Annotated in this window: 16 protein-coding genes; 3 read left to right on the top strand and 13 right to left on the bottom strand. The window is 69.6% G+C overall.

The window, feature by feature from the left end; translation table 11 throughout:
• Nucleotides 1-207: 207 nt before the first annotated feature.
• On the top strand, nucleotides 208-1,074 hold the full coding sequence (locus OO71_RS13000; protein ID WP_033290002.1) for a LacI family DNA-binding transcriptional regulator: 867 nt from the start codon (nucleotides 208-210) through the stop codon (nucleotides 1,072-1,074).
• 491 nt (nucleotides 1,075-1,565) lie between these two features.
• Here the strand turns inward: OO71_RS13000 and OO71_RS12995 are convergent, their stop codons facing one another.
• From OO71_RS12995 to OO71_RS12945, 11 genes are all read right to left on the bottom strand, one after another.
• On the bottom strand, nucleotides 1,566-2,600 hold the full coding sequence (locus tag OO71_RS12995; protein WP_051791510.1) for a glycoside hydrolase family 76 protein: 1,035 nt from the start codon (nucleotides 2,598-2,600) through the stop codon (nucleotides 1,566-1,568).
• A gap of 630 nt (nucleotides 2,601-3,230) precedes the next feature.
• Nucleotides 3,231-3,893, bottom strand: a complete 663-nt coding sequence (locus tag OO71_RS12990; protein ID WP_033290001.1) for a TrmH family RNA methyltransferase — start codon at nucleotides 3,891-3,893, stop codon at nucleotides 3,231-3,233.
• Nucleotides 3,894-3,909: 16 nt separating this feature from the next.
• Nucleotides 3,910-4,308: a DUF2784 domain-containing protein gene (locus OO71_RS12985; protein WP_033290000.1), complete on the bottom strand. Its 399-nt coding sequence runs from the start codon at nucleotides 4,306-4,308 to the stop codon at nucleotides 3,910-3,912.
• Nucleotides 4,309-4,995: 687 nt separating this feature from the next.
• A complete protein-coding gene (locus tag OO71_RS12980) occupies nucleotides 4,996-5,292 on the bottom strand; it encodes a hypothetical protein (RefSeq protein ID WP_033289999.1) in 297 nt (98 codons plus the stop codon).
• Nucleotides 5,289-5,651: an Asp23/Gls24 family envelope stress response protein gene (locus tag OO71_RS12975; RefSeq protein WP_033289998.1), complete on the bottom strand. Its 363-nt coding sequence runs from the start codon at nucleotides 5,649-5,651 to the stop codon at nucleotides 5,289-5,291. Before OO71_RS12975 ends, OO71_RS12980 begins: the two co-directional genes overlap by 4 nt.
• Complete coding sequence (locus OO71_RS12970; protein ID WP_033289997.1) at nucleotides 5,648-6,199, bottom strand: hypothetical protein; 552 nt, start codon at nucleotides 6,197-6,199, stop codon at nucleotides 5,648-5,650. Before OO71_RS12970 ends, OO71_RS12975 begins: the two co-directional genes overlap by 4 nt.
• Entirely contained in the window at nucleotides 6,190-6,744 is a 555-nt protein-coding gene (locus tag OO71_RS12965) for an RNA polymerase sigma factor (protein ID WP_033289996.1), read from the bottom strand. The genes OO71_RS12970 and OO71_RS12965 overlap by 10 nt, the downstream gene beginning before the upstream one ends.
• Nucleotides 6,745-6,851: 107 nt before the next feature.
• Nucleotides 6,852-7,415, bottom strand: coding sequence for an orotate phosphoribosyltransferase (pyrE, locus tag OO71_RS12960; protein ID WP_033289995.1), 564 nt, complete (start codon nucleotides 7,413-7,415; stop codon nucleotides 6,852-6,854).
• 40 nt (nucleotides 7,416-7,455) lie between these two features.
• Nucleotides 7,456-9,870, bottom strand: coding sequence for an ABC transporter permease (locus tag OO71_RS12955; RefSeq protein ID WP_033290124.1), 2,415 nt, complete (start codon nucleotides 9,868-9,870; stop codon nucleotides 7,456-7,458).
• Nucleotides 9,870-10,616: an ABC transporter ATP-binding protein gene (locus OO71_RS12950; protein WP_033289994.1), complete on the bottom strand. Its 747-nt coding sequence runs from the start codon at nucleotides 10,614-10,616 to the stop codon at nucleotides 9,870-9,872. Before OO71_RS12950 ends, OO71_RS12955 begins: the two co-directional genes overlap by 1 nt.
• 77 nt (nucleotides 10,617-10,693) lie before the next feature.
• Nucleotides 10,694-11,461, bottom strand: a complete 768-nt coding sequence (locus OO71_RS12945; RefSeq protein ID WP_033289993.1) for an SDR family NAD(P)-dependent oxidoreductase — start codon at nucleotides 11,459-11,461, stop codon at nucleotides 10,694-10,696.
• A 61-nt stretch (nucleotides 11,462-11,522) separates the two neighbouring features.
• Here OO71_RS12945 and OO71_RS12940 point away from each other — a divergent pair, with 61 nt between their 5' ends.
• Both OO71_RS12940 and OO71_RS12935 read left to right on the top strand, forming a co-directional pair.
• Nucleotides 11,523-12,365, top strand: a complete 843-nt coding sequence (locus OO71_RS12940; protein ID WP_211260518.1) for a hypothetical protein — start codon at nucleotides 11,523-11,525, stop codon at nucleotides 12,363-12,365.
• A gap of 138 nt (nucleotides 12,366-12,503) precedes the next feature.
• A complete protein-coding gene (locus OO71_RS12935) occupies nucleotides 12,504-15,686 on the top strand; it encodes an arabinosyltransferase domain-containing protein (RefSeq protein ID WP_211260509.1) in 3,183 nt (1,060 codons plus the stop codon).
• Nucleotides 15,687-15,726: 40 nt separating this feature from the next.
• Here the strand turns inward: OO71_RS12935 and OO71_RS12930 are convergent, their stop codons facing one another.
• Together OO71_RS12930 and clpB are read right to left on the bottom strand one after the other, a co-directional pair.
• Entirely contained in the window at nucleotides 15,727-16,608 is an 882-nt protein-coding gene (locus OO71_RS12930) for a type III secretion system chaperone family protein (RefSeq protein ID WP_033289990.1), read from the bottom strand.
• Nucleotides 16,609-16,979: 371 nt separating this feature from the next.
• Nucleotides 16,980-19,580 (bottom strand): ATP-dependent chaperone ClpB, encoded by a 2,601-nt coding sequence (clpB, locus tag OO71_RS12925; protein ID WP_033289989.1) that lies wholly within the window; start codon nucleotides 19,578-19,580, stop codon nucleotides 16,980-16,982.
• Between the last annotated feature and the right edge of the window lie 51 nt (nucleotides 19,581-19,631).

Below are 19,631 nucleotides of genomic sequence, written 5' to 3'. Positions count from 1 at the left end.
ACCAGCTCGTCCCCCTCAACAACCCCGCGCCCCGACCAGCCCCGCCTGGCGCAACACCGAACCTCCAACGCATGCCCGCAGTAACCAAGCAGCCCCCGGGGTTCACTCACATCAGTGATTCTCGGAACTCGATGGTCGCGAGCGCTCTCGTCATCCGGCCAACAGTGGCTACTGTTGGGTAGGTATCGACGACGAGGGCCCTGAGAAATGACCGTTCTGGCGCCGGAGGTCTCCCGCAGGGACCTGCCCGTCACCCATCGGTTCGGGGTGGCGTTGGGGAGGCACGCCAGCCCGTACAACGACCAGTTGCTGCGCGCCATCCGCGGCGCCGCGGCGCGGGCGGGGTGCGACCTCCTGCTGGCCGACACCGGCGATTCCGTGCGCGAGGAAGCTGCGGTGCTGCGGGCGCTGCGGGCTGACCGCGTCGACGGAGTGCTGCTCGTGCCCGCGCCGGGAGACGACGCCGTCGTCACCGGGCTGATTCGGATGGGCGTACCCACGGTGCTGGTCGACCGGGTCGCCGGGCGCAACGACGTCGACCAGGTCGGGTCGGAAAACTTTCAGGCCATGTCCGCGCTCGTGCAGCACCTCGCGGCGCGACGGCACCGGCGGATCGCGCTGATCACCGGCGAGGAAGGGGCGACCGTCAGCGAGGAGCGCGCACTCGGCTACCGGCTCGGACTCGGTCGCGCCGGTCTGCGCTACAACTCCGAACTGGTCGCCTGCGGCCAGTCCACGGCAGGCGGCGCAGCACGAGCCGCGGCGAAGCTGCTCGACGGATGGCCGTCGCCGACCGCGCTCGTCGTCGCGGGCGAAGCAATGCTGATCGGCGTGCAGTGGGAAGCACATCGACGCGGCATCCGGATCGGGTCGGAACTGGCAGTCGTCGGCTACGGCGACATGGATTGGGCGCGCACGGTCTCCCCAGGCGTCACCACGATGGCACAACCAATCTCCGAAATCGGGCGGCGCGCAGTACAACTGCTGCTCGCCCGCTGCCGGGAACCGGAACGCCGCCCCGAATCGGTACGGCTCGCGCCACGTTTCCTACACCGCGCTTCGTGCGGCTGCTGACTTTCTCACCCGGCTTCACGGCCGCCCTTGCGCCCCGCTTCCAGCTGCTGACTTTCGCACCCAGCTTCGCTGCCGTCGGGGCCGCGCGTCCTGCCCATCCTGCTTCGCGCAGCACGTCCAGCTGCTGACCCTCGTACCCGCTTCGCGCCGCGCGTCCTGCCGACCTTCGCACCCTGCTTCGCGAAACAAGTCCAGCTGCTGACCTTCGTGCCCAGCTTCGCAGGAGCGCGTCCTGCCGACCTTCGTACCCTGCTTCGCAGCAGCGCGTCCTGCCCGCCTGCGCACCCCGCTTCGCACCCAGCTGCGACCTTCGTGCCCAGTTTCGCGCCGCCGTCGCGCAGCGCGTCCAACAGCCGACCTTCACAATCCTGCACCGCACAACCTGCCGCGCACCTTGCCCCCAGCTGCGCGGACACCCTTGCACCGCGCGCCTCCCACCACTGACTCTCACGCCGCCGCAACCCCTGCGCCGCGCGTCCGGCCACCCGCCTTCACGCGAGCGTCGCGGCTGCCTCCAGCAACATCCACGCTCCTGTTTGGACAGACAGGTCCCGCTCCGGTCCCCCCGGCTTCGACACCGGCTGGGACCATTCCGCACTGAACAGCGGTCCGCCGACCGTTTCCGTTGCGCCATCCCAACAAGCGTCGGCCGATGTCCGCACCAACCGCACGGCCGTATCGGCTTCCTGGCCGGGCAGCCGAGTCGCCGCGAGTGCGAGGTACCTGGCCAGGATAGCCGCGAAAAGGCCGCCGTCGCCACCATTTTGCCCGCGCAGCACACCGTCGGGGGCGAGATGTTCTTCCACTGCACGGACCGTACGCGCCGCACTGTCCCAAGAGGACTGTTCCAGGCAAGCGCCGAGGTAAACCCCTTGGCAATAGGTGAAAATATGCTTGACCAGTTCGCCGGTATCGGCCCGGACTCCGTCCCACACCAGCCCGGTCTGCGGGTCGACCAGAGTGTCGGTGAGCCATTGCGTCATCTCACGGGCGCGATCATGATCACCCACACGAGCGTGAAAGATGGCGGCGGGCCCGTTGGCCGGGGTATTCTTGAAGAAATCGCCACGCCTCCACCAAATACCCCCACCCAGGTCGTCCGTCCATCCTTCATGCAACCGCTCGTCGATGTCCGTGATCGCTGAGTCCACTCTGGACAGATCGAGGTCGCGTACTCGCTGCAGGGCAAGGCCCATCCAGGCAATGTCGTCGTAGTACTCGTTCACCCAGGTGCCGAAGTTGCGCCAGTGCACCGTGGTGACGAACTGCGCGATCAGCCGGGCTCGGTCGGCTGTCGGGTCGCGAAGCTGCGCGTCCACGAGGCTGTCCAGCAGATGGGCCTGCCACCAGTAGTTCCAGTGCCAATGGAGCCGCTGACCAAAGGTGGGTGGCCATCCGCTGCGGCCGAGTGCCGTGCCGGGCATCCCCCAAAGCCGGCGCAGATGCCGGGTGCGCACCGCGCGCTCGGCAGCGGTAGCGCGCGCTGCGGGATCGGTCACCGAAGCGCCAGCGGAGTGGGCAGTCATGAGCCGATTGTGTCTGCATTGCAGCGGTTTCGCCGACCTGGCGGTGCTCGCCTGGGTCCACGAGTGGTCCGTTCGCGCCATTCTGCCGGGGCCGAGTCACCGCGCTGTCCACCCGGGCATCGAACCGACGCCGCTCTCGACCCGAGAACGACATGGCCGGGTCACCTCGCTGTCCGGCCGAACCGTCAAACCAGCACCGACCTGAACCCGACAACGACACGGCCGGATCACAAGGACATCCACCGACGCATCAAACCAGCGCCGACCTCAGCCCGACAACGGCTTGACCGGACTACCGCGCCATCCGGCCAAGCATCGAACCAACGCCGACCTCAACCCAACAACGACATCACCGGACTACCGCGCCATCCGACCCGGGCATCAAACCGACCCCGAACCGGGAACAACAACGGCCGACTAACCGACGCCATCCAACCGAAGCATCGAACCAGCGCCACTCTCGACCCAGAACGACGTGGCCGAGTCACCTCACCGTCTGGCCGAAACAGCAAACCAGCACCGGTCTCGAGTCAGAATGAGCTGTTGCAACCAAAAGGTCCAACATGCGTTCCCTGAACACATGGCGAACGCAACCTCCGCGCGTTGGCAAGGCCCGGCGGGGGAACGGGTTCACCAAGCTTGGGTCAGGTCTGCGTGCTGCCGGATCCACGTGTGCATCACGATGCCTGCGGCCACGCCGGCGTTGATGGAGCGGGTGGTGCCGAACTGGGCGATCGACACCACCTGTGCTGCTGTGGATTGGGCGGCTTCCGAAAGTCCCGGGCCCTCCTGGCCGAACAGCAGGACGCACGCGCGCGGTAACTCGGCGGTTTCCAGCGGTTCGGCACCGGGGGTGTTGTCCACCGCGACGACCGTCAGGCCTTCGGCCGCGGCGAACTCCAGCAGGGCTGCGACGTTCTCGTGATGCCGAACGTGCTGGTAGCGGTCCGTGACCATCGCGCCGCGGCGGTTCCAGCGGCGGCGGCCGACGATGTGGACCTCGGCGGCGGCGAAGGCGTTCGCGGTGCGGACTACCGTGCCGATGTTGTGGTCGTGCTGGAAGTTCTCGATCGCCACGTGGAACGGGTGCCTCCTGGTGTCCACATCGGACACGATGGCCTCGCGCCGCCAGTAGCGGTAGGCGTCGACCACGTTGCGGCGGTCGCCGCCGGACAGGAGTTCGGGGTCGTAGCGCGGGTCGTCCGGCCAGGTGCCCGGCCACGGCCCGACGCCGACCTCGTCACGGCTCACCCATTCGGTGGGGCCACCGGTTTCGTGCGGTTCCGTCGTCACGAACGACGATTCTCGCTCAGCCGAGGCTGACCCGGTGCGCCGGACTGTCGTCGTGGCGGTGCCGCCACCGCACATACGCCCCGATATACGACAGAACCACCAGGCCAAGCGCCACGACCACCACCACCGGCAGCAGCGAACGCGGGATCACCGTGCCGTAGAGGTAGTACTCGTTGAACCCACCCGGCAGATCGCCGAGCCCCTGCTGGTGCCGGAAGAAATCCTCGAGCGCGGTAAGCGGGCACGGAATCGGCGTGACGTTGACCAGCACGCCCCAGATCGCGAAGAACACGTGCACGAAGATGACCTTCGGCCACCGCCACGCGAGGAAGCCGCCGAGGCCGATGAACAGCAGAGCGAAAATGTGGACGGCGACCGTGAGGTCGGCCAGAACGTGCGCAACCGATGCGTCCACTTTCGCCCCCTTCCAGTGCACCTACCAGCGACGTTACTCCGATTCGCCGCACCGGGAGCGCGAAAAAGGGGGACCTGGTGTGATGTTCGACCCACCGGAGCAACGAGTTCACCCGGCAGGTAACGGAGGGATCACTCCGGGTATGAGGGGGTTCAAAGCATGGTCGCGATGAGGGGTCGGGCTCGGCCGGGGGAGGTGGCAGCAGGACGGAATCAGCGGAGCGCGGAAGGAAGGGGTTCGACCCGGGCTGACGGTGGAGGCCCTGGACTCGATCGGAGGAAGCGGCGACGGGGGGGAAAGCCAGCGAAGTGAGGGGGCCCCAAGGCCCACAGCGGGGCCGGGGAGACCGCGACATAACACAGCGAATCGAGGCGGCCCAGCGCCTAGGCCCACGGCGAGGTTGGAGGTGGCGGCAGCACGAGAACCAGCGAAGCAAGGGACCCGGCCCAACGCGAACGGTGAAGCCGGACAGGAGGCAGCGGTGCGAAATCCAGCGAAGCGGAGAGACCCAGCCCGAATCGGACTCGGCCGGAATCGAGGGACGCAGCCCCAGGGCCGACGGTGAAGGCGGACTCAGCCGGAGGAGACGGCGGCGCGAGATCCACCGAAGCGTAGGGGCTCGGGCCGCAGGCTCACGATAGGCAGGACCGGAGAAGGTGGAGCCCGCCAACCGCAGGGGAACCACGCTCAACCCCCGAAAGCGGCCCCATCCACGTCCGTCACCACGAGTCGCAGGTGGGAGCTCGACCAGGCCGTCTCCCTCAACACCTCCCGGATGGCCTGCTCGGCTGACGCCAGCAGCGGCGGGAGCGGTAACTGCGTCGCAAAAAGGCGGACCTCCACCACCTCCGCCGACAGGTCCACTGCGCCATGCCCCGGATCCAGCGGCAGCCAGCCCGCCGCGGCTGTTGTCGCCGGGCGGAGGCCTTCCATGGCGGACACGGCCTCGTAGACCTTTCCGGCTGTCTCGTTCGGGTCGGTCACCGGCGGTCGACCTCTATGTCCAAAATGGACACTCGGACGGCGGCTACCGTGCGGCCCGTCTGGGTGGCGACTTCCCGCCGGACGGCGCGCTGGACCGCCCGGCCGACGGCGGCGGCCTGGTCGGCGCCCGAGACGACCACATCGACTTCCACGGTGAGCTGGTCGTCCTGCCAGCGGACTCGGACGCCGTCCGACGGGGCCGGTTCCAGGCCCTTCCATCGTTGCCGGGCGGCGCGGGTCCAGGCGGTGGCCAAGCCGCGCAGGCCGGGCTCCAGCCGGACGACGCCGGACGTCCTCGCCGCGGCGGCAGCTGCGACGCAGGCCAGCACCGGGTCGGCGATCACGTACTCAGCGGTCATTCGTACACGTCTTCCACCAGCAGGTCCAGCTTCACCAGCGCGAGCCCGACCCGCGCCGCCGCGGCGGCCGACACCAGTTCTCGCACGCGGGCCAACGTGTCTGCGCCGCTGGTGTTCCCGAGGTGCGCTGCAAGGGTGAGTTCGACCTCGACCTCATCGGATCCGTCGGCGGACACTCCGACCTTCCGTACCCGGACGCGGCGAGCCCGCACGTTTCCGGCGGCATCCGCGGCGTAACGCAGCACCACGGCTACCGCCTGCTCACTCACCTCGACGCCGCCCGGCTCCGGCGCAGGCAGCTCCAGCATCTGCCCGCGCCGCACCTCCGCCCGGACCGCCGACATGATCCGCCCGAACAGGTCCGGCGGCGTCGGGTCGGGTTCGTCGGCCAGTTCCTGGGTGGCGGAGCGCAGGGCGGTCAGGCTTTCCCGCGCGGTCCGGCAGTGCGCACAATCCACTTCGTGCTCGTCAAGGCCGACGTCCAGCCGGTCCCAGACCGTCTCCAGTTCCCGGCCGCACGGCAGTGCGTAATCCTGGTTCACCGCCACGGCTTCATCACCTCCGCCAGCTGCGCACGGGCCCGGGCGATCCGCCCCCGGACCGCGGTGGGGTTCGCGCCGACGATGTCGCCGATCTCGTCGTAGGACCGGCCGTGCACCTCGCGCAGCAGCCAGCACGCCCGCTGCTGCGGCGTGAGCGTCCGCAACGCTTCGGTCAGCGCGCCGAGCTGACCGCTGACCTGCGCCGCATGCTCGGGCTGGGTGTCGCGGCGCGGCGATTCGGCCAGGTCGAGGTCCACGTCGGCCTGCGGACGGCGGGCGCGGATCACGTTCAGGCACCGGTTGGTGGTGCTGCGGTAGAGCCATCCGACGAACGCGTGGTCGTCGTTCAGCTGCCCGAGCTTGCGCCACGCGCCGAGGAACACCTCCTGCACCACGTCCTCGGCGTCGCCGCGGTGGTGCAGCATTTTCAGCGCGAGCCGGAACATCGGCCCCTGGTAACGCAGCACGAGCTGTTCGTACGCCCGCACGTCACCGTCCCGGGCACGGCTGACGAGGGTGACGTCGTCGAGCGGCACGCTGGTCGTGGTCACGGCACCCCCTTCCGTCAGGGGGACACCGCAGGGCGGGCATTCGTCACGCACGCATTGTGAGTGACGACGGTCACTCTCGCTCGGCCGAGCGAGGCGGACCAGACAGATCAGTCCAGCCCGAGGTCGTCCTTGCTCAGTACGTACCGGTACTCGAGCCCGGCCTTCTCGATCGCCTCGCGGGCGCCCGTGTCGCGGTCGATCACCGTGGCCACGCCGACCACCGTGGCGCCGCCTTCGCGTAGCGCCTCGATTGCGGTGAGCACGCTGCCGCCCGTGGTGGACGTGTCCTCGACGGCCAGTACCCGCTGCCCACGCACCTCGACGCCCTCGATGCGCCGTTGCATGCCGTGTTCCTTCATTGCCTTGCGGACCACGAATGCGTCGAGCACCACGTCGTCGGCTGCGGCGGAATGCAGCATCGCCAGCGCGACCGGGTCGGCGCCCAGGGTGAGCCCGCCCGCGGCCACGTAGTCCCAGTCGGCGGTGAGCTGCCGCACCAGCTTGCCGATCAGCGGGGCGGCGGCGTGGTGCAGGGTCGCGCGCCGCAGGTCGATGTAGTAGTCGGCTTCCTTGCCAGACGCCAGCGTCACCTTGCCGTGCACGACGGCCAGTTCGGTGACCAGCCTGGCCAATTCGAGCTTCGCACTTTGATCCAACCCGGGGTACGCCACGGCCGAGAGTCTTACACACGGCACCGACAACTTCCGCGCGTCAGTCCTCCGTCGCGACTGCTGTCACCGGACGCGTCCGCGTCGCCGCCCATGCCGGTACCACGGACGCGATCAACGCGAGCACGACGGCGGCCGCCACGATCAGCAGGTAGATTGCGACCGGTCCGTCCGGCAGCACCCGGCCGGTCGCGACGAGACAGAACGGCACGATCGCGCCCGCGGAGACGACTGTGCCCAGCACCACACCGATCGTCGCGATCAGGCCGCCTTCGGCACCGGCCATCCGCAGCACCTGGCCGCGCGTGAAACCGCCTAGCCGCTGGAGACCGAACTCGCGGCGACGCCGGGCGGTGGCCATCACCAGCGTGTTGACCACGGAAATCACCGTGTAGCCGACAATCATGCCGACCAGCAGGTAATTAACCCACGCACCGGTTTCATCGGCCTTCGCATGCGCGGCGGCCAGGACAGCGCGATCGCCGACCGATACCGGAAAACCCGCGGTCGCGACACCGAGGCTCTGCATCAGGTGGGCTTGATCAACCCCAGGCGCGGCCTGGACCAGCACCTGCCGCGGAGCACCCGCGGTCGTGTGCGCGGCGAGCAAATCGGCAGGCAGGAGAAGCTGCTCTGACCGCTGGTGCACGATCGCGACGACGTGAAGGGTCCGTTCGGTCCCGTCGCCGAGTCGGAGCGTGACCGAATCACCGACGTCACGCTGCGCGGTGTCCGGTAACGCGACCGTGTCGCCGGTGAGGTCGGCGAGACTGCCGCGCACGACGGTCGCCGCGGTAGTGCGGGCGTCGGTGAGACCCAGCGCCGGGTAGCCGTGTTTGGTCTGGTTGTCGTCGAACGGTGCGGTGACGAAGGCGGTACTCGCAACGTACGGCGAAGCGGCGGCCACTCCGTCCGCGTGCCGGACGCGGTCGAGCAGCTCGGGGGAGACACCCGTCGGGCCGGCGACCACGGCGTCGGCCCGCAGGTCTTCGTGGAAGGCCTGCTGCGCCGCGGCGGAGGTCGTGGTCTGCAGGTAGATGTTGGCGGTCGCGATCCCGACAGCGAGCATGATCGGCGTGACCGCACCGGCCACGCGAGTCGCCGCGTTGCGGGTGTTCGTCACGGCAAGCCAGCCGGAAACACCGCTGATCAGGCGTACCGGGCCGGGCAACAGCAGTGCGGTCAGCTTCGTGAATCCCGGGCTGAGCATGGCGACGCCGACCGCCCACAACATCACCGCGGGACCCGCCGTGCTCGCCGCGACGGGACCCGTCATCACGGCGAGCGTCACGATCCCCAGCGCGGTGCCGCCGGCAAAGCACAGCACTGCGACGATCAGCCGCAGGGGCGTCAGCCAGCGCCGCGGAACGTCCGCCTCGGCGAGCGCTTCGGTCGGGCGGATGCGGCCGACCCGGAATCCCGCGACCAGTGCGGCCAGCCCGACGGCCAGCAACGCGACGCCGCCCGCGACGACCATCGGGATCCAGCCTTGGTGGAACTGCACCGCGTCCGAGACGAACCCGGCCGCGGTGAACCGGTCGAACAGCCAGCGGCCGAACACCGGACCGAGCACAGCCGCGGCACCGGTCGCCAGCACGCCGATGACCAGCGCTTCGCCGAGCACCATGCGGCGAAGCTGTCGCGGGGTCGACCCGAGCGCGCGCAGCAAAGCCAATTCCCGCTGCCGCTGGCGTACCGACAGCATCAGCGTGCTCGCGATGACGAACACCGCAACCGAAATCGACAGCCCACCTGCAACCCCCGACAACGGGATCAGCCTGCCCCCGCTCGCCTGCGCCGCCGGGAATTCCGCGAGACCGCGTTCGTCGCCGGTCAGGACCGGAAGGCCGAGCTGCAACACACCAGGATCGCTGGTGACCACGCCGAAATAGTCGACCTGACCAGGATGCCCGGACAGCCGATCGGCGTCGGCGAAGAACGCGTCCGGCTGGTCGGTGACACTCGCGACCCGGTACCGGCTCACCGTGCCCTGCGCAGCAAGGTCGACGGTGTCCCCGGCCTTCAGACCGATCGTGGCAGGCAACACGACCTCACCAGGACGCGGCGCGGGCCCAGGCAGCCGGGCCGACTCCCAGCCGTGCGCCTGGAGCTGCTGTTTCCCCAGCAGTACCGGGAAATTCACCTCACCGACCACAGTGGACACTCCGGGCAGGCTCCGGATCCGGTCGCCGAGTGAACGGTCCAGCCGGGCCCGCTCCGGCAGCGTCACGGTCTGCGTTTTCGGCTTGTCCGCGTTCTTTTGCAGCTCGAAGTCCTGCTGCCCGGTGACGACGGCAGTCGCCCACGCGAGCCGGTGCGGCGGGGTGGCCGAACGGATCCCGGTCTCCATCAGGCCCGCGCAGGCGGACACGATCACGGCGCCGAGGAACGCGGCCACGAAGGCAGCGACGAATCCGCCGGCCCGAAATCGCAAAGTACGCAGTGCAAGTCGGAACATCAGAACCCACCGACCGGCGTGCGATCGGCCCACGCGCCGAGGTGCGTCATGCGTTCCGCGACCGCCGCCGCGGTCGGCCGGGCCAGCTCGCCGGCGACGCGACCGTCGGCGAGGAACACCACGCGGTCGGCATAGGAGGCGGCGACGGGATCATGCGTCACCATCACGACGGTCAGGCCGCTCCGCACCGATTCCGCCAGCAGGGAAAGGATTTCCGCGGCGGTGCGGGTGTCCAGTGCGCCGGTCGGCTCGTCGGCGAACAGCACGGCAGGCCGGCTGACGAGCGCGCGGGCAATGGCCACGCGCTGCTGCTGGCCGCCCGACAGCTGCCCCGGCAGGTGCCCGCGCCGGTCGGTCAGCCCGACGTGGCCGAGCATGTCGGCGACCCGCCGCCGGTCCGGGCGCCGTCCGGCCAGCCGCAGCGGCAGCACGACGTTCTGCTCGACAGTCAACGCAGGAAGCAGGTTGAAGGCCTGGAAGACGAAGCCGACCTTGTCGCGGCGCAGCTTGGTCAGCCGCGTCTCCGAAAGCGCGCCGAGGTCGTCGCCGTCGAGCAGGACCGAACCGCTGGTCGGGCGGTCGAGCCCGGCGGCACAGTGCAGGAACGTGCTCTTGCCCGAGCCGGACGGACCCATCACCGCGGTGAAGCCGCCGCGCGGGAACGACAGGCTTACGCCATCGAGTGCCGTGACCCGCCCGTACTCCTTGCGGACGGATTCCAACCGTACCGCTTCGCCAGTCGCCATGCGGAAAACGCTAGAGACCAGCGGCCGGGAACACCCTGGGGTGCGCCCGCCGAGCCGAGGTGGTGCTGGCCCTACCGTCACGTCCGCTGCCGGTTCCCGAACCCGCCCGCCAGCTTGCGCAGCACCGTCCGCGGCAGCGCGCCGCCGAGCGCGACCAGCGCCTTGTACTGCAGGCTCGGTACCGAAATCACCTTGCCGCGCCGCAGATCCGCGAGCCCCTCGTCGACGACCTGCGCCACCTCGAGCCACAGCGCGTTCGGGCCCTCCCGGCGCAGCCCGGCCCGATCGTGGAACTCCGTGTAGGTGAAACCGGGACACAGCGCCATCATCCGCAGTCCCGGCGGCAACGACATCGCGATGCCCTCGGTGAACGACGTCACCCAGTTCTTGCTCGCGGTGTACGTCGACCCGCGGCCGGAGAAGAACCCGGCCACACTCGACACGTTGACGACGTCGCCGCGCCCACGCTCGACCATGCCGGGCAGTACCGCACGGGTCAGCTGGAGCACGGCGGTGACGTTCACGTCGAGCTGCCGCTGCAGGTCGTCGGCCGGGATCTCCCAGAACTCACCGCTCAGGCCGAACCCGGCGTTGTTCACCAGCAGGTCGATGGGCTCCGTGGCAAGCAGATCGGCGACCAGTGCTCGTCCGTCCACTTCGGACAGATCGGCGGGCAGCACGGTGACCTCGACCCGGTGCTCCCGGCGCAGCTGCTCGGCGAGGGTGCCCAGCCGCGTCTCGTCACGGGCGACGAGCACGAGGTCCTGTTTCTCGGTGGCGAGCCGGCGCGCGAACTCCGCGCCGATGCCCGAGGTGGCTCCGGTGATCACTGCGGTCGTCGTCATAAGGGTGAAGCTACCCGGTGATCAGCTGCGTTTGCGCTGGTGCCGCAGTAGGGTCCGGCGCATGGGCAAGCACACGAAGCGAACGCCCGGATACCTGCCCCGGATGGCCGCCGGCGCGGCCCCGCTCGCCCTGCTGCTCGCCGGCCCGGCGACGGCGCAGGCAGACCCCCGAGCACCCCTCGACCTGCACCAGTCCGGTACCTCCGACCTGCATCTCACGCGCGACGAAAAGATCGCCACCCGCGACCTGCCGGTGTCGGCGGCGTCCGCCCTGCACCAAGCGGTCGCTCCGGACACCGTCGGCCAGGCGCAGAGCCACGACCTCCGGCTCGGCTCCCCGGGCCGGGCGTTCACCGGCAACGACCTTGAGGTGCACCACCGGCAGCCGAACGCCGACTCCGACCTCGCCGGTGCCGGTCAGTCGATGCGGCACGGCGTACGCCTGCCACACGGCGTCGACGCGCTGTCGGACAGCACGTCCGGCGCGGACGCCGGGCTGGCCGGCCGGTTCTCCGGCGACCTGCGCGGCGGCGCCCGCGTGCACCGCACGTCCGCCGACGCCGTCGACCTGGGCGAGCTGGGTTCGGTGGTGGCGAACTCCGACGAGAACGTGCTCGGCCAGTTCGCCGGCAACCTCGACGTCACCCGGTTGGAGACGCAGCAGCGGCACGTCGTGGGTGGAGACCTCGGCCCGGCACACGCATTGGTCGCCACCAGCCAGTCGACCTCCGAGCTCGCGGACCGGTTCCACGGCGAGCTGGCGGCCGAAGACATCGCCGCCGTGCAGGCGACCACGTCCACCAACCCGGGGCACCACGCCCAGCAGGTGCGCGTTTCGGCGCTGGGGCAGCCGAGCACCGGCTGGACTCTTTCCGGACCGCCGTTCATTTTCTCGCCGGGTTGATTTCACCGGCCGCGATCTTCACCCATTCGCCGGAATGGACCCGGCGATTACTTACCCAGGGTGGTCCCGACCAGCGGGCGCTGTCGTCGAGAGAGTCCCCGGCGGGAAGCCCATTCCCGTTTGGCTAACCTCCTGGGCGTGGTCGACCTCGAATCTGCTGTAGCCGAAACGGCGCCGCCGGTCGGCGCGGGCAGAAGCCGGTCCGCGCGACGGGTGCGGTTGCTCGCGGCGGTTTTCGGTATTGCCGGGGCAATTCTGGCCATTGCCGTGCCGTTTCTCCCGGTCACGCTGCAGCAGACCACGCTGGAATGGCCGACCGCGCAGGGCACCCGGGCGGTGTCCGCGCCGCTCACCGCGCAGGCGCCGCTGTCGCTCGACGCGAAGGTCCCGTGCGCGACCGCCCGCGCGCTGGACGCCCGTACCGGCGGGACCGCGACGCTGTTCGGCACCAACCCGCCGAACTCCAGCACCGGCGTCGTCACCGGGATGGCCCTGCAGGTCGGTGACGGACAGCTCTCGCTCTCCTCGCGCGGCCAGCAGCTGGGTACCGTGCCGATCGGCGACGGCGCCTGCGCGGTCACCGTGCACAGCGACGCACAGCGCACCACCGCGTTCGTCGCCGCCACCCGCCTCGCCGACGTGACCGGCGACCACCGGCCGCAGGTCACCGGCATTTTCTCGGACCTCACCGGCCAGGACGACACCCGCGGTCTCACCGTGTCCGCACAGGTCGACAACCGCTGGGACAGCACCGCGACCGGCATCAAGCTGGCCGCCATCGTGCTGTCCGTGCTCTGCTTCCTCGGCGCCGTGATTGCGCTGTACCGGCTGGACCGGCTCAGCGGACGCCGGGCGCCGAAGCTCGCGGCCCGCGGCTGGTGGCGGCTGAAGTTCCTGGACGTCGCCGTGCTCGGCACACTCGTGGTGTGGTGGCTGATCGGCGCGATGACCGCCGACGACGGGTACTTCCTCACGATGGCGCGCGTCCGTGGCGACGCGGGGTACATCGGCGAGTACTACCGATGGTTTGCCGCTCCGGACGCGCCGATGGCGTGGTTCGTGGACATCTACGCGGCGATGACGAAGGTCAGCACCCTCATCCCGTGGATGCGGCTGCCGTCGCTGCTGATGGGCGTAGCGTGCTGGCTCCTGATCAGCCGCGGAGTACTACCCCGCCTGGGTAAACAGGTGCGGACCAGCAGCGCGGCCGGCTGGGCGGCCGGCGCGGTGTTCCTGGCCTTCTGGCTGCCGTACAACAACGGCCTTCGCCCGGAGAACCTGGTTGCGCTGCTGTCGCTGATCTCGATCTGCACGGTGGAACGCGCCGTGGCGACGCGGCGGCTGGGTCCGGCCGCGATCGGCCTGACCGTGGCCGCGCTGTGCGTCGCGGTGAACCCGCACGGGCTGATGGCTGTGCTGCCGTTCGTGGTGGGGCTGAAACCGCTGGCGAAAACCGTGCTACGGCATGCGCGTCAGTTCGGCTGGGTTCCGGTGCTCGCGCCGATCGCCGCGTCCGGGCTCGTGATCCTCACGTTGATCTTCTGCGACCAGACTCTGCGCGGGGCTTGGGAATCCGTGCGGCTGCGGTCCCAGCTCGGGCCGACCGGGGCGTGGTACACCGAGCTGAACCGCTATTCGATGCTGTTCAGCGACAGCCCGGACGGCTCGATGACGCGGCGGTTCCCGGTGCTGCTGGTCTTCCTGTGCCTCGCGACCTGCGCGGTGGTGCTGTTGCGGCGCGGCAACATTCCGGGTGCCGCGCTCGGGCCGAGCCGACGGCTGCTCGGAATCAGCGCACTGTCCTTTGTGGTCCTTGCACTCGCGCCGACCAAGCACACGCACCATTTCGGCATGCTGGTCGCGATCGGCGGGCCGCTCGCCGCGCTCACCGCACTGGCCACCGGCACCACGGTTTTGCTGTCCCGGCGTAACCGGGCGGCGTTCTTCGCCGGGCTGATGGTGATCGTCGCGCTGGCGTCGACGGGACCGAACGCGTGGTGGTACGTCTCGGAATGGGGCGTGCCGTGGTTCGACCTGCCGCCGCAGCTCTTCGGGATCCGGCTCAGCACGATGGCGTTGGTGGCGGCCGGGGTTGCGCTGACGGTCGCGGTCATCGAGCACGTGAAACACAACGAGCACGAGCCGTTCGTACCACCGAGGCCGCTGTCGCAGTCCGATGTGGAGAACCGTGGACGCGCATTGCGGCTCGGGCTCGCGCCGCTGTCCACCGTGTGTGCGGTGCTGGTGCTGTTCGAGATCGGCAGCCTCACCAAGGTGATCGAAAAGCGCTCGGACACCTACAGCATGGGCGCGGACAACGTGCGGCAGCTGGCCGGGGCGAGCTGCGGGCTGTCGGACTACATCCAGGTCGAACGCGATCCGCTCGCCGGGGTCCTCACGGCCGGTCCGCAGCCGCAGGCCGCCGCGCCGGGCTGGACGCCGCCGCCGGACACCAAGGCGAATCCGCAGGAGTGGCTCGGCAGTACGCAGGAGGGGTTCGTGACCGGCGGCGGGCTGCCCCCGGACACCGGCAAGTGGAAGCCGCCGTACCAGCTGGGCAAGGGCAATGCGCCGATCTGGGGCAGCTACCACTCCTCCGGCGACAACGCGGGCGACCTCCGTACCGAGTGGTACCCGATCCCGGAGCGCGCGCGAGCCGGTGACGTGCCGATCGTGGTCGCCGTCGCGGGCAAGGCCGACGAACCGAACTCGCTGGTCGCCGAATTCGGCAAGGACACGCCCGGGGGCTTCGCCGTGCTGGGCAGCCAGGAGCTCGGCAAGAAGGGCGGACCGGCGTGGCGCGACTCGCGGGCGAGCGTGCCCGCGGACGCCGACCGGGTCCGGATCGTGGCCAAGAGCCGCGGCCTCGGTGACGACGGCTGGCTCGCCTTCAGCGCACCGCGGGCACCGAAGATCGCGAAAATGACCGAGGTGGTCGGCACTTCGCCCGCGTTCCTGGAGTGGGCGGCCGCGGCGCAGCACCCGTGCCTGCGGCCGTCGTCGATCCACGACGGCGTCGCGGAGGTCCCGAAGTTCCGCATCAGCGCGGGCGAAGACCTGCGCACGGTCGGCCGGTACTGGTCCGCACCCGCGGGCGGCGGCCCGTTCGGCTGGATGGACGTGACGACCACGATGGAAGCCCTGCCGACGTACCTGGAAGGCGACGTCGACCGTGACTGGGGCACGTTGTACGAGGTGAAGCCGGACGTCGCGGCGGCCCTCCCGGCAACCGCGGCCCTGCACGAGCGGCCGGTGACGCATTGGGGTCTGTGGTCGCCCGGCCCGCTGGCCAAGCCCGCCAATCCGACCGGCGAGTCATAAGAAACCGCCCGGCCGCTGGGATGTGCGGCCGGGCGGTTTTTCAGTTCTCTTCGCCGGGATTCTCCACCGGGCGGGGCGGCGGAACAGCACCGGAAGTGCTCGGACCCCCTGGCGGAGTCCGCGGCTCGGGCGGGGACGGCTGCCGCTCGGTGGTACGAGTGTCTGCCGGGGACGGCGCCTGGGTCTCGACCGCACGGCTGTCCACCGGCTGCGTGACCCGGGTGTCCGCCGGAGACGGAGCCGGGGTGCCCGTGGTGGGAGTCCAGGTACCGGTGGAGTCGTAGTCCTCATCGAACGGGTCGACGATGTCGGCGATCTCGCCGAGGTCGCGCAACAACCGCTCGAGCCGGGACGGGCCCGCGCCGGGTACCACGCTCGCCAGCACCCACTCGTTCTCGAGCCAGGCCACGCCGACGTCGCCGCCGAGCTGGTCAGCCGCGTCGACGAGCTCCTGGGTGATGACCTGGCGGGCCCCCTCGGCGTCATCGGCGAACGCGTACCGCTGCCCGATCGGACCGAGCATCTCCGGCATGTTCTCGCGCTGGAACGGCACGCTGGACAGCCACATCTCGACGGGTACCCGATGCGTCTTGTTGCACCGCACGGCCACCACGACCGCAGGCACCTGCCCCTGGGACTCGATGTCGAAGATGAACACGGGACGGCGCCCGTCGGAGGTGAAGGTGGACCCCGCGACGACGTTCACCGCCGCCTCCGCACCGAAGTAGCCGATCGCCCCACCGGCCCACTGCCGCGGCAACCGTTCGTCCTCCTCGACGAACTGCCACCCACGCAGCTGGGCCCAGCGCATCCGCTCACGGTTGCGCGAACCTTCCTTGGCCCGGTCGGCAAACAGCAGGCCAAGGCCCACCACCAGCGCGACGGCGGCGATGACAAACCAGATCCACGCCGAAATACCCACGCCGGTCAGGGTATCGCTGCAAGCCCCAACCACCAGGAGGGCCGCCCCGTGTCGCACGCCCCCTTTCGGCCAAACCCCCACGGTTACGTCGACAAATCGCCTTTCGCTGGCGCCCCCCGCGCCGCCGCCGTTCCGTGAAGGCCACCTTCACGGAATCAGATTCCCTCATGGTTCCCTTCACGGACTTAGGCCACCGCCCGAGCCGCACCCCGCGCACCCCACGAGACCCGGCAGCCAGACCCGGCCCTGCACCCCGATACGAAGCCAAAACACGGTCCGGGGTTGCTTGTCAAGGCATCTTTCCCGCCTTGACAAGCAACCCCGGACCGTAGTCACAATTGGGCTTCGGGGTGCCCCACCGCAACAGTTCCTCAGTCCACCCGGGCAACAGTCAACGTATCCCCAGCCTCGATCTCCGGAATGTCCACCCGAACGGTATCCCCGTCCCGGACCTCCCCGGACAGAAGCTGCTTCGCCAGCTGATCCCCGATCGCCGACTGCACCAGCCGCCGCAACGGCCGCGCGCCGTAAATCGGATCGAACCCGTTGAGCGCCAACCACTCCCGAGCACCGGCCGTGACCTCCAGATGCAACCGCCGCTGTGCCAGCCGCCGAGCCAGCCGGGCAATCTGAATATCCACAATGGACGTCAGCTGCTCGGTACCGAGCGAGTGGAACACGACGATGTCGTCCAGCCGGTTCAGGAACTCCGGCTTGAACTGCCGCTGCACCACGTCCAGCACCGCATCCCGCCGCTGCCGCTCGTCGAGCGCCGGGTCGGCGATCGCCTGCGAGCCGAGGTTCGACGTCAGGATCAGAATGGTGTTGCGGAAGTCCACCGTCCGCCCCTGACCATCCGTCAGCCGGCCGTCGTCGAGCACCTGCAGCAGCACGTCGAACACATCCGGGTGCGCCTTTTCGACCTCGTCCAGCAGCACCACCGTGTACGGACGGCGCCGCACGGCCTCGGTGAGCTGCCCGCCCTGGTCGTACCCGACGTACCCCGGAGGCGCGCCGACCAGGCGAGCCACCGAATGCTTCTCGGAGTACTCGCTCATGTCGATGCGCTGCATCGCGCGCTCGTCGTCGAACAGGAACTCCGCCAGCGCCTTCGCCAGCTCAGTCTTGCCGACGCCGGTCGGGCCGAGGAACAGGAACGACCCGGTGGGCCGGTCGGGGTCGGCCACGCCGGCCCGCGCGCGCCGCACGGCGTCCGCGACGACCTGTACCGCCTGGTCCTGCCCGATCACGCGCCGGTTCAGCTCCTCCTCCATCCGGAGCAGCTTGCCCGTCTCGCCTTCCAGCAGGCGCCCGGCCGGAATGCCGGTCCACGCGCTGACCACGTCGGCGACGTCGTCGGCACCCACCTCTTCCTTCAGCATCACGTTCTGCTTGCTGACCTCGTTCGCGGCCGTGGCAGCCTCGAACTCCTTTTCCAGCGCCGGAATCCGGCCGTACCGCAGTTCCGCGGCCTTGCCGAGATCTCCGTCGCGTTCCGCGCGCTCCGACTCGCCGCGCAGCTGTTCCAGCTGCTCCTTCAGCTCACGGACCCGCTCGATGGAGCCTTTCTCGTTCTGCCAGCGAGCGGTGAGCGCGGTGAGCTCTTCGCGTTTCTCGGCCAGCTCTGCCCGAAGCGCGGTCAACCGCTCGAGCGAGGCGGCATCGTCCTCCTTGGACAGTGCCATCTCCTCGATTTCCATCCGCCGCACAGCCCGTTCGACCACGTCGATCTCCACCGGCCGCGAGTCGATCTCCATGCGCAGCTTGGACGCCGCCTCGTCGACCAGGTCGATTGCCTTGTCCGGCAAGAACCGCGCGGTGATGTAGCGGTCCGACAGCGTCGCCGCGGCCACGAGTGCGGCGTCCGTGATCCGGACGCCGTGGTGTACCTCGTAACGCTCCTTGAGGCCACGCAGAATCGCGATCGTGTCCTCCGGCGACGGCTCGCCCACCAGCACCTGCTGGAAACGCCGCTCCAGCGCGGCGTCCTTCTCGATGTGCTGCCGGTATTCGTCGAGCGTGGTAGCGCCGACCATCCGCAGCTCACCACGAGCCAGCATCGGCTTGATCATGTTGCCCGCGTCCATCGCACCGCCTTCGCCGGTGGCACCCGCGCCGACGATGGTGTGCAGCTCGTCGATGAACGTGATGACCTCACCCGCGGAGTCGGTGATCTCCTTGAGCACGGCCTTCAGCCGCTCCTCGAACTCACCGCGGTATTTCGCCCCGGCCACCATCGACCCGAGGTCGAGAGCCACGACCCGCTTGCCCCGCAACGATTCCGGCACATCACCCGCGACGATCCGCTGGGCCAGACCCTCGACGATTGCCGTCTTGCCGACACCAGGTTCGCCGATCAGTACCGGGTTGTTCTTGGTCCGCCGCGAAAGCACCTGCACGACCCGGCGGATCTCGGTGTCCCGGCCGATCACCGGGTCCAGCTCGCCGGCGCGGGCACGATCGGTCAGGTCGACGCCGTACTTCTCCAGCGCCTTGAACGTGCTTTCCGGATCCGCGCTCGTGATCCGCGCCGACCCGCGTACCTTGGCGAACGCCTCCCGGAGCGCATCCGGCGTGGCGCCGTGCCGCTTGAGCAGGTCGGCGACCTGGCCACCCTCAGTGGCGAGGCCGACGAGCAGGTGCTCGGTGGACACGTACTCGTCACCGAGCTCGGTCGCGAGCTTCTGCGCATGCGTCAGCGACTTGACGGCGTGGGTGTCGAACTGCGGGCTCGACACGGTCGCGCCAGTCGCCGACGGCAGCCCGGCAATGATCGGCTCGAGCTCCTTGTGCACCACTTCCGGGTCCGCCCCGACCGCGGTCAGCAGCGGCGCGGTGAGCCCCTCGCCCTGCGCCAGCAGGGCGCCCAGCAAATGGGCGGCCGACACGTGCGGGTTGCCGGCCATGGTGGCCGCCTGCGCCGCGGACGAGATCGCCTGCTGGGTTTTCGTGGTCGGGTTGAAAGCGTCCATCCCTCACCTCATGCGTGTTCGTGAAAAGTCCCTGATGACCGGCCCGACCAA

This window comes from Amycolatopsis jejuensis, assembly GCF_000717335.1.
Classification (GTDB): Bacteria; Actinomycetota; Actinomycetes; order Mycobacteriales; family Pseudonocardiaceae; genus Amycolatopsis; species Amycolatopsis jejuensis.
The sequence above is the reverse complement of the archived record's forward strand: the minus strand, read 5'-3'. Positions and strand labels throughout refer to the sequence as shown.

Bases quoted from the DNA above. Each gene is read 5' to 3' on its own strand.
- OO71_RS12975 (WP_033289998.1), bottom strand. From the start codon at position 5,651: ATGACCGCTGAGTACGTGATCGCCGACCCGGTGCTGGCCTGCGTCGCA.
- OO71_RS12940 (WP_211260518.1), top strand. From the start codon at position 11,523: ATGGGCAAGCACACGAAGCGAACGCCCGGATACCTGCCCCGGATGGCC.
- OO71_RS12950 (WP_033289994.1), bottom strand. From the start codon at position 10,616: ATGGCGACTGGCGAAGCGGTACGGTTGGAATCCGTCCGCAAGGAGTAC.
- OO71_RS12995 (WP_051791510.1), bottom strand. From the start codon at position 2,600: ATGACTGCCCACTCCGCTGGCGCTTCGGTGACCGATCCCGCAGCGCGC.
- OO71_RS13000 (WP_033290002.1), top strand. From the start codon at position 208: ATGACCGTTCTGGCGCCGGAGGTCTCCCGCAGGGACCTGCCCGTCACC.
- clpB (WP_033289989.1), bottom strand. From the start codon at position 19,580: ATGGACGCTTTCAACCCGACCACGAAAACCCAGCAGGCGATCTCGTCC.
- OO71_RS12945 (WP_033289993.1), bottom strand. From the start codon at position 11,461: ATGACGACGACCGCAGTGATCACCGGAGCCACCTCGGGCATCGGCGCG.
- OO71_RS12955 (WP_033290124.1), bottom strand. From the start codon at position 9,870: ATGTTCCGACTTGCACTGCGTACTTTGCGATTTCGGGCCGGCGGATTC.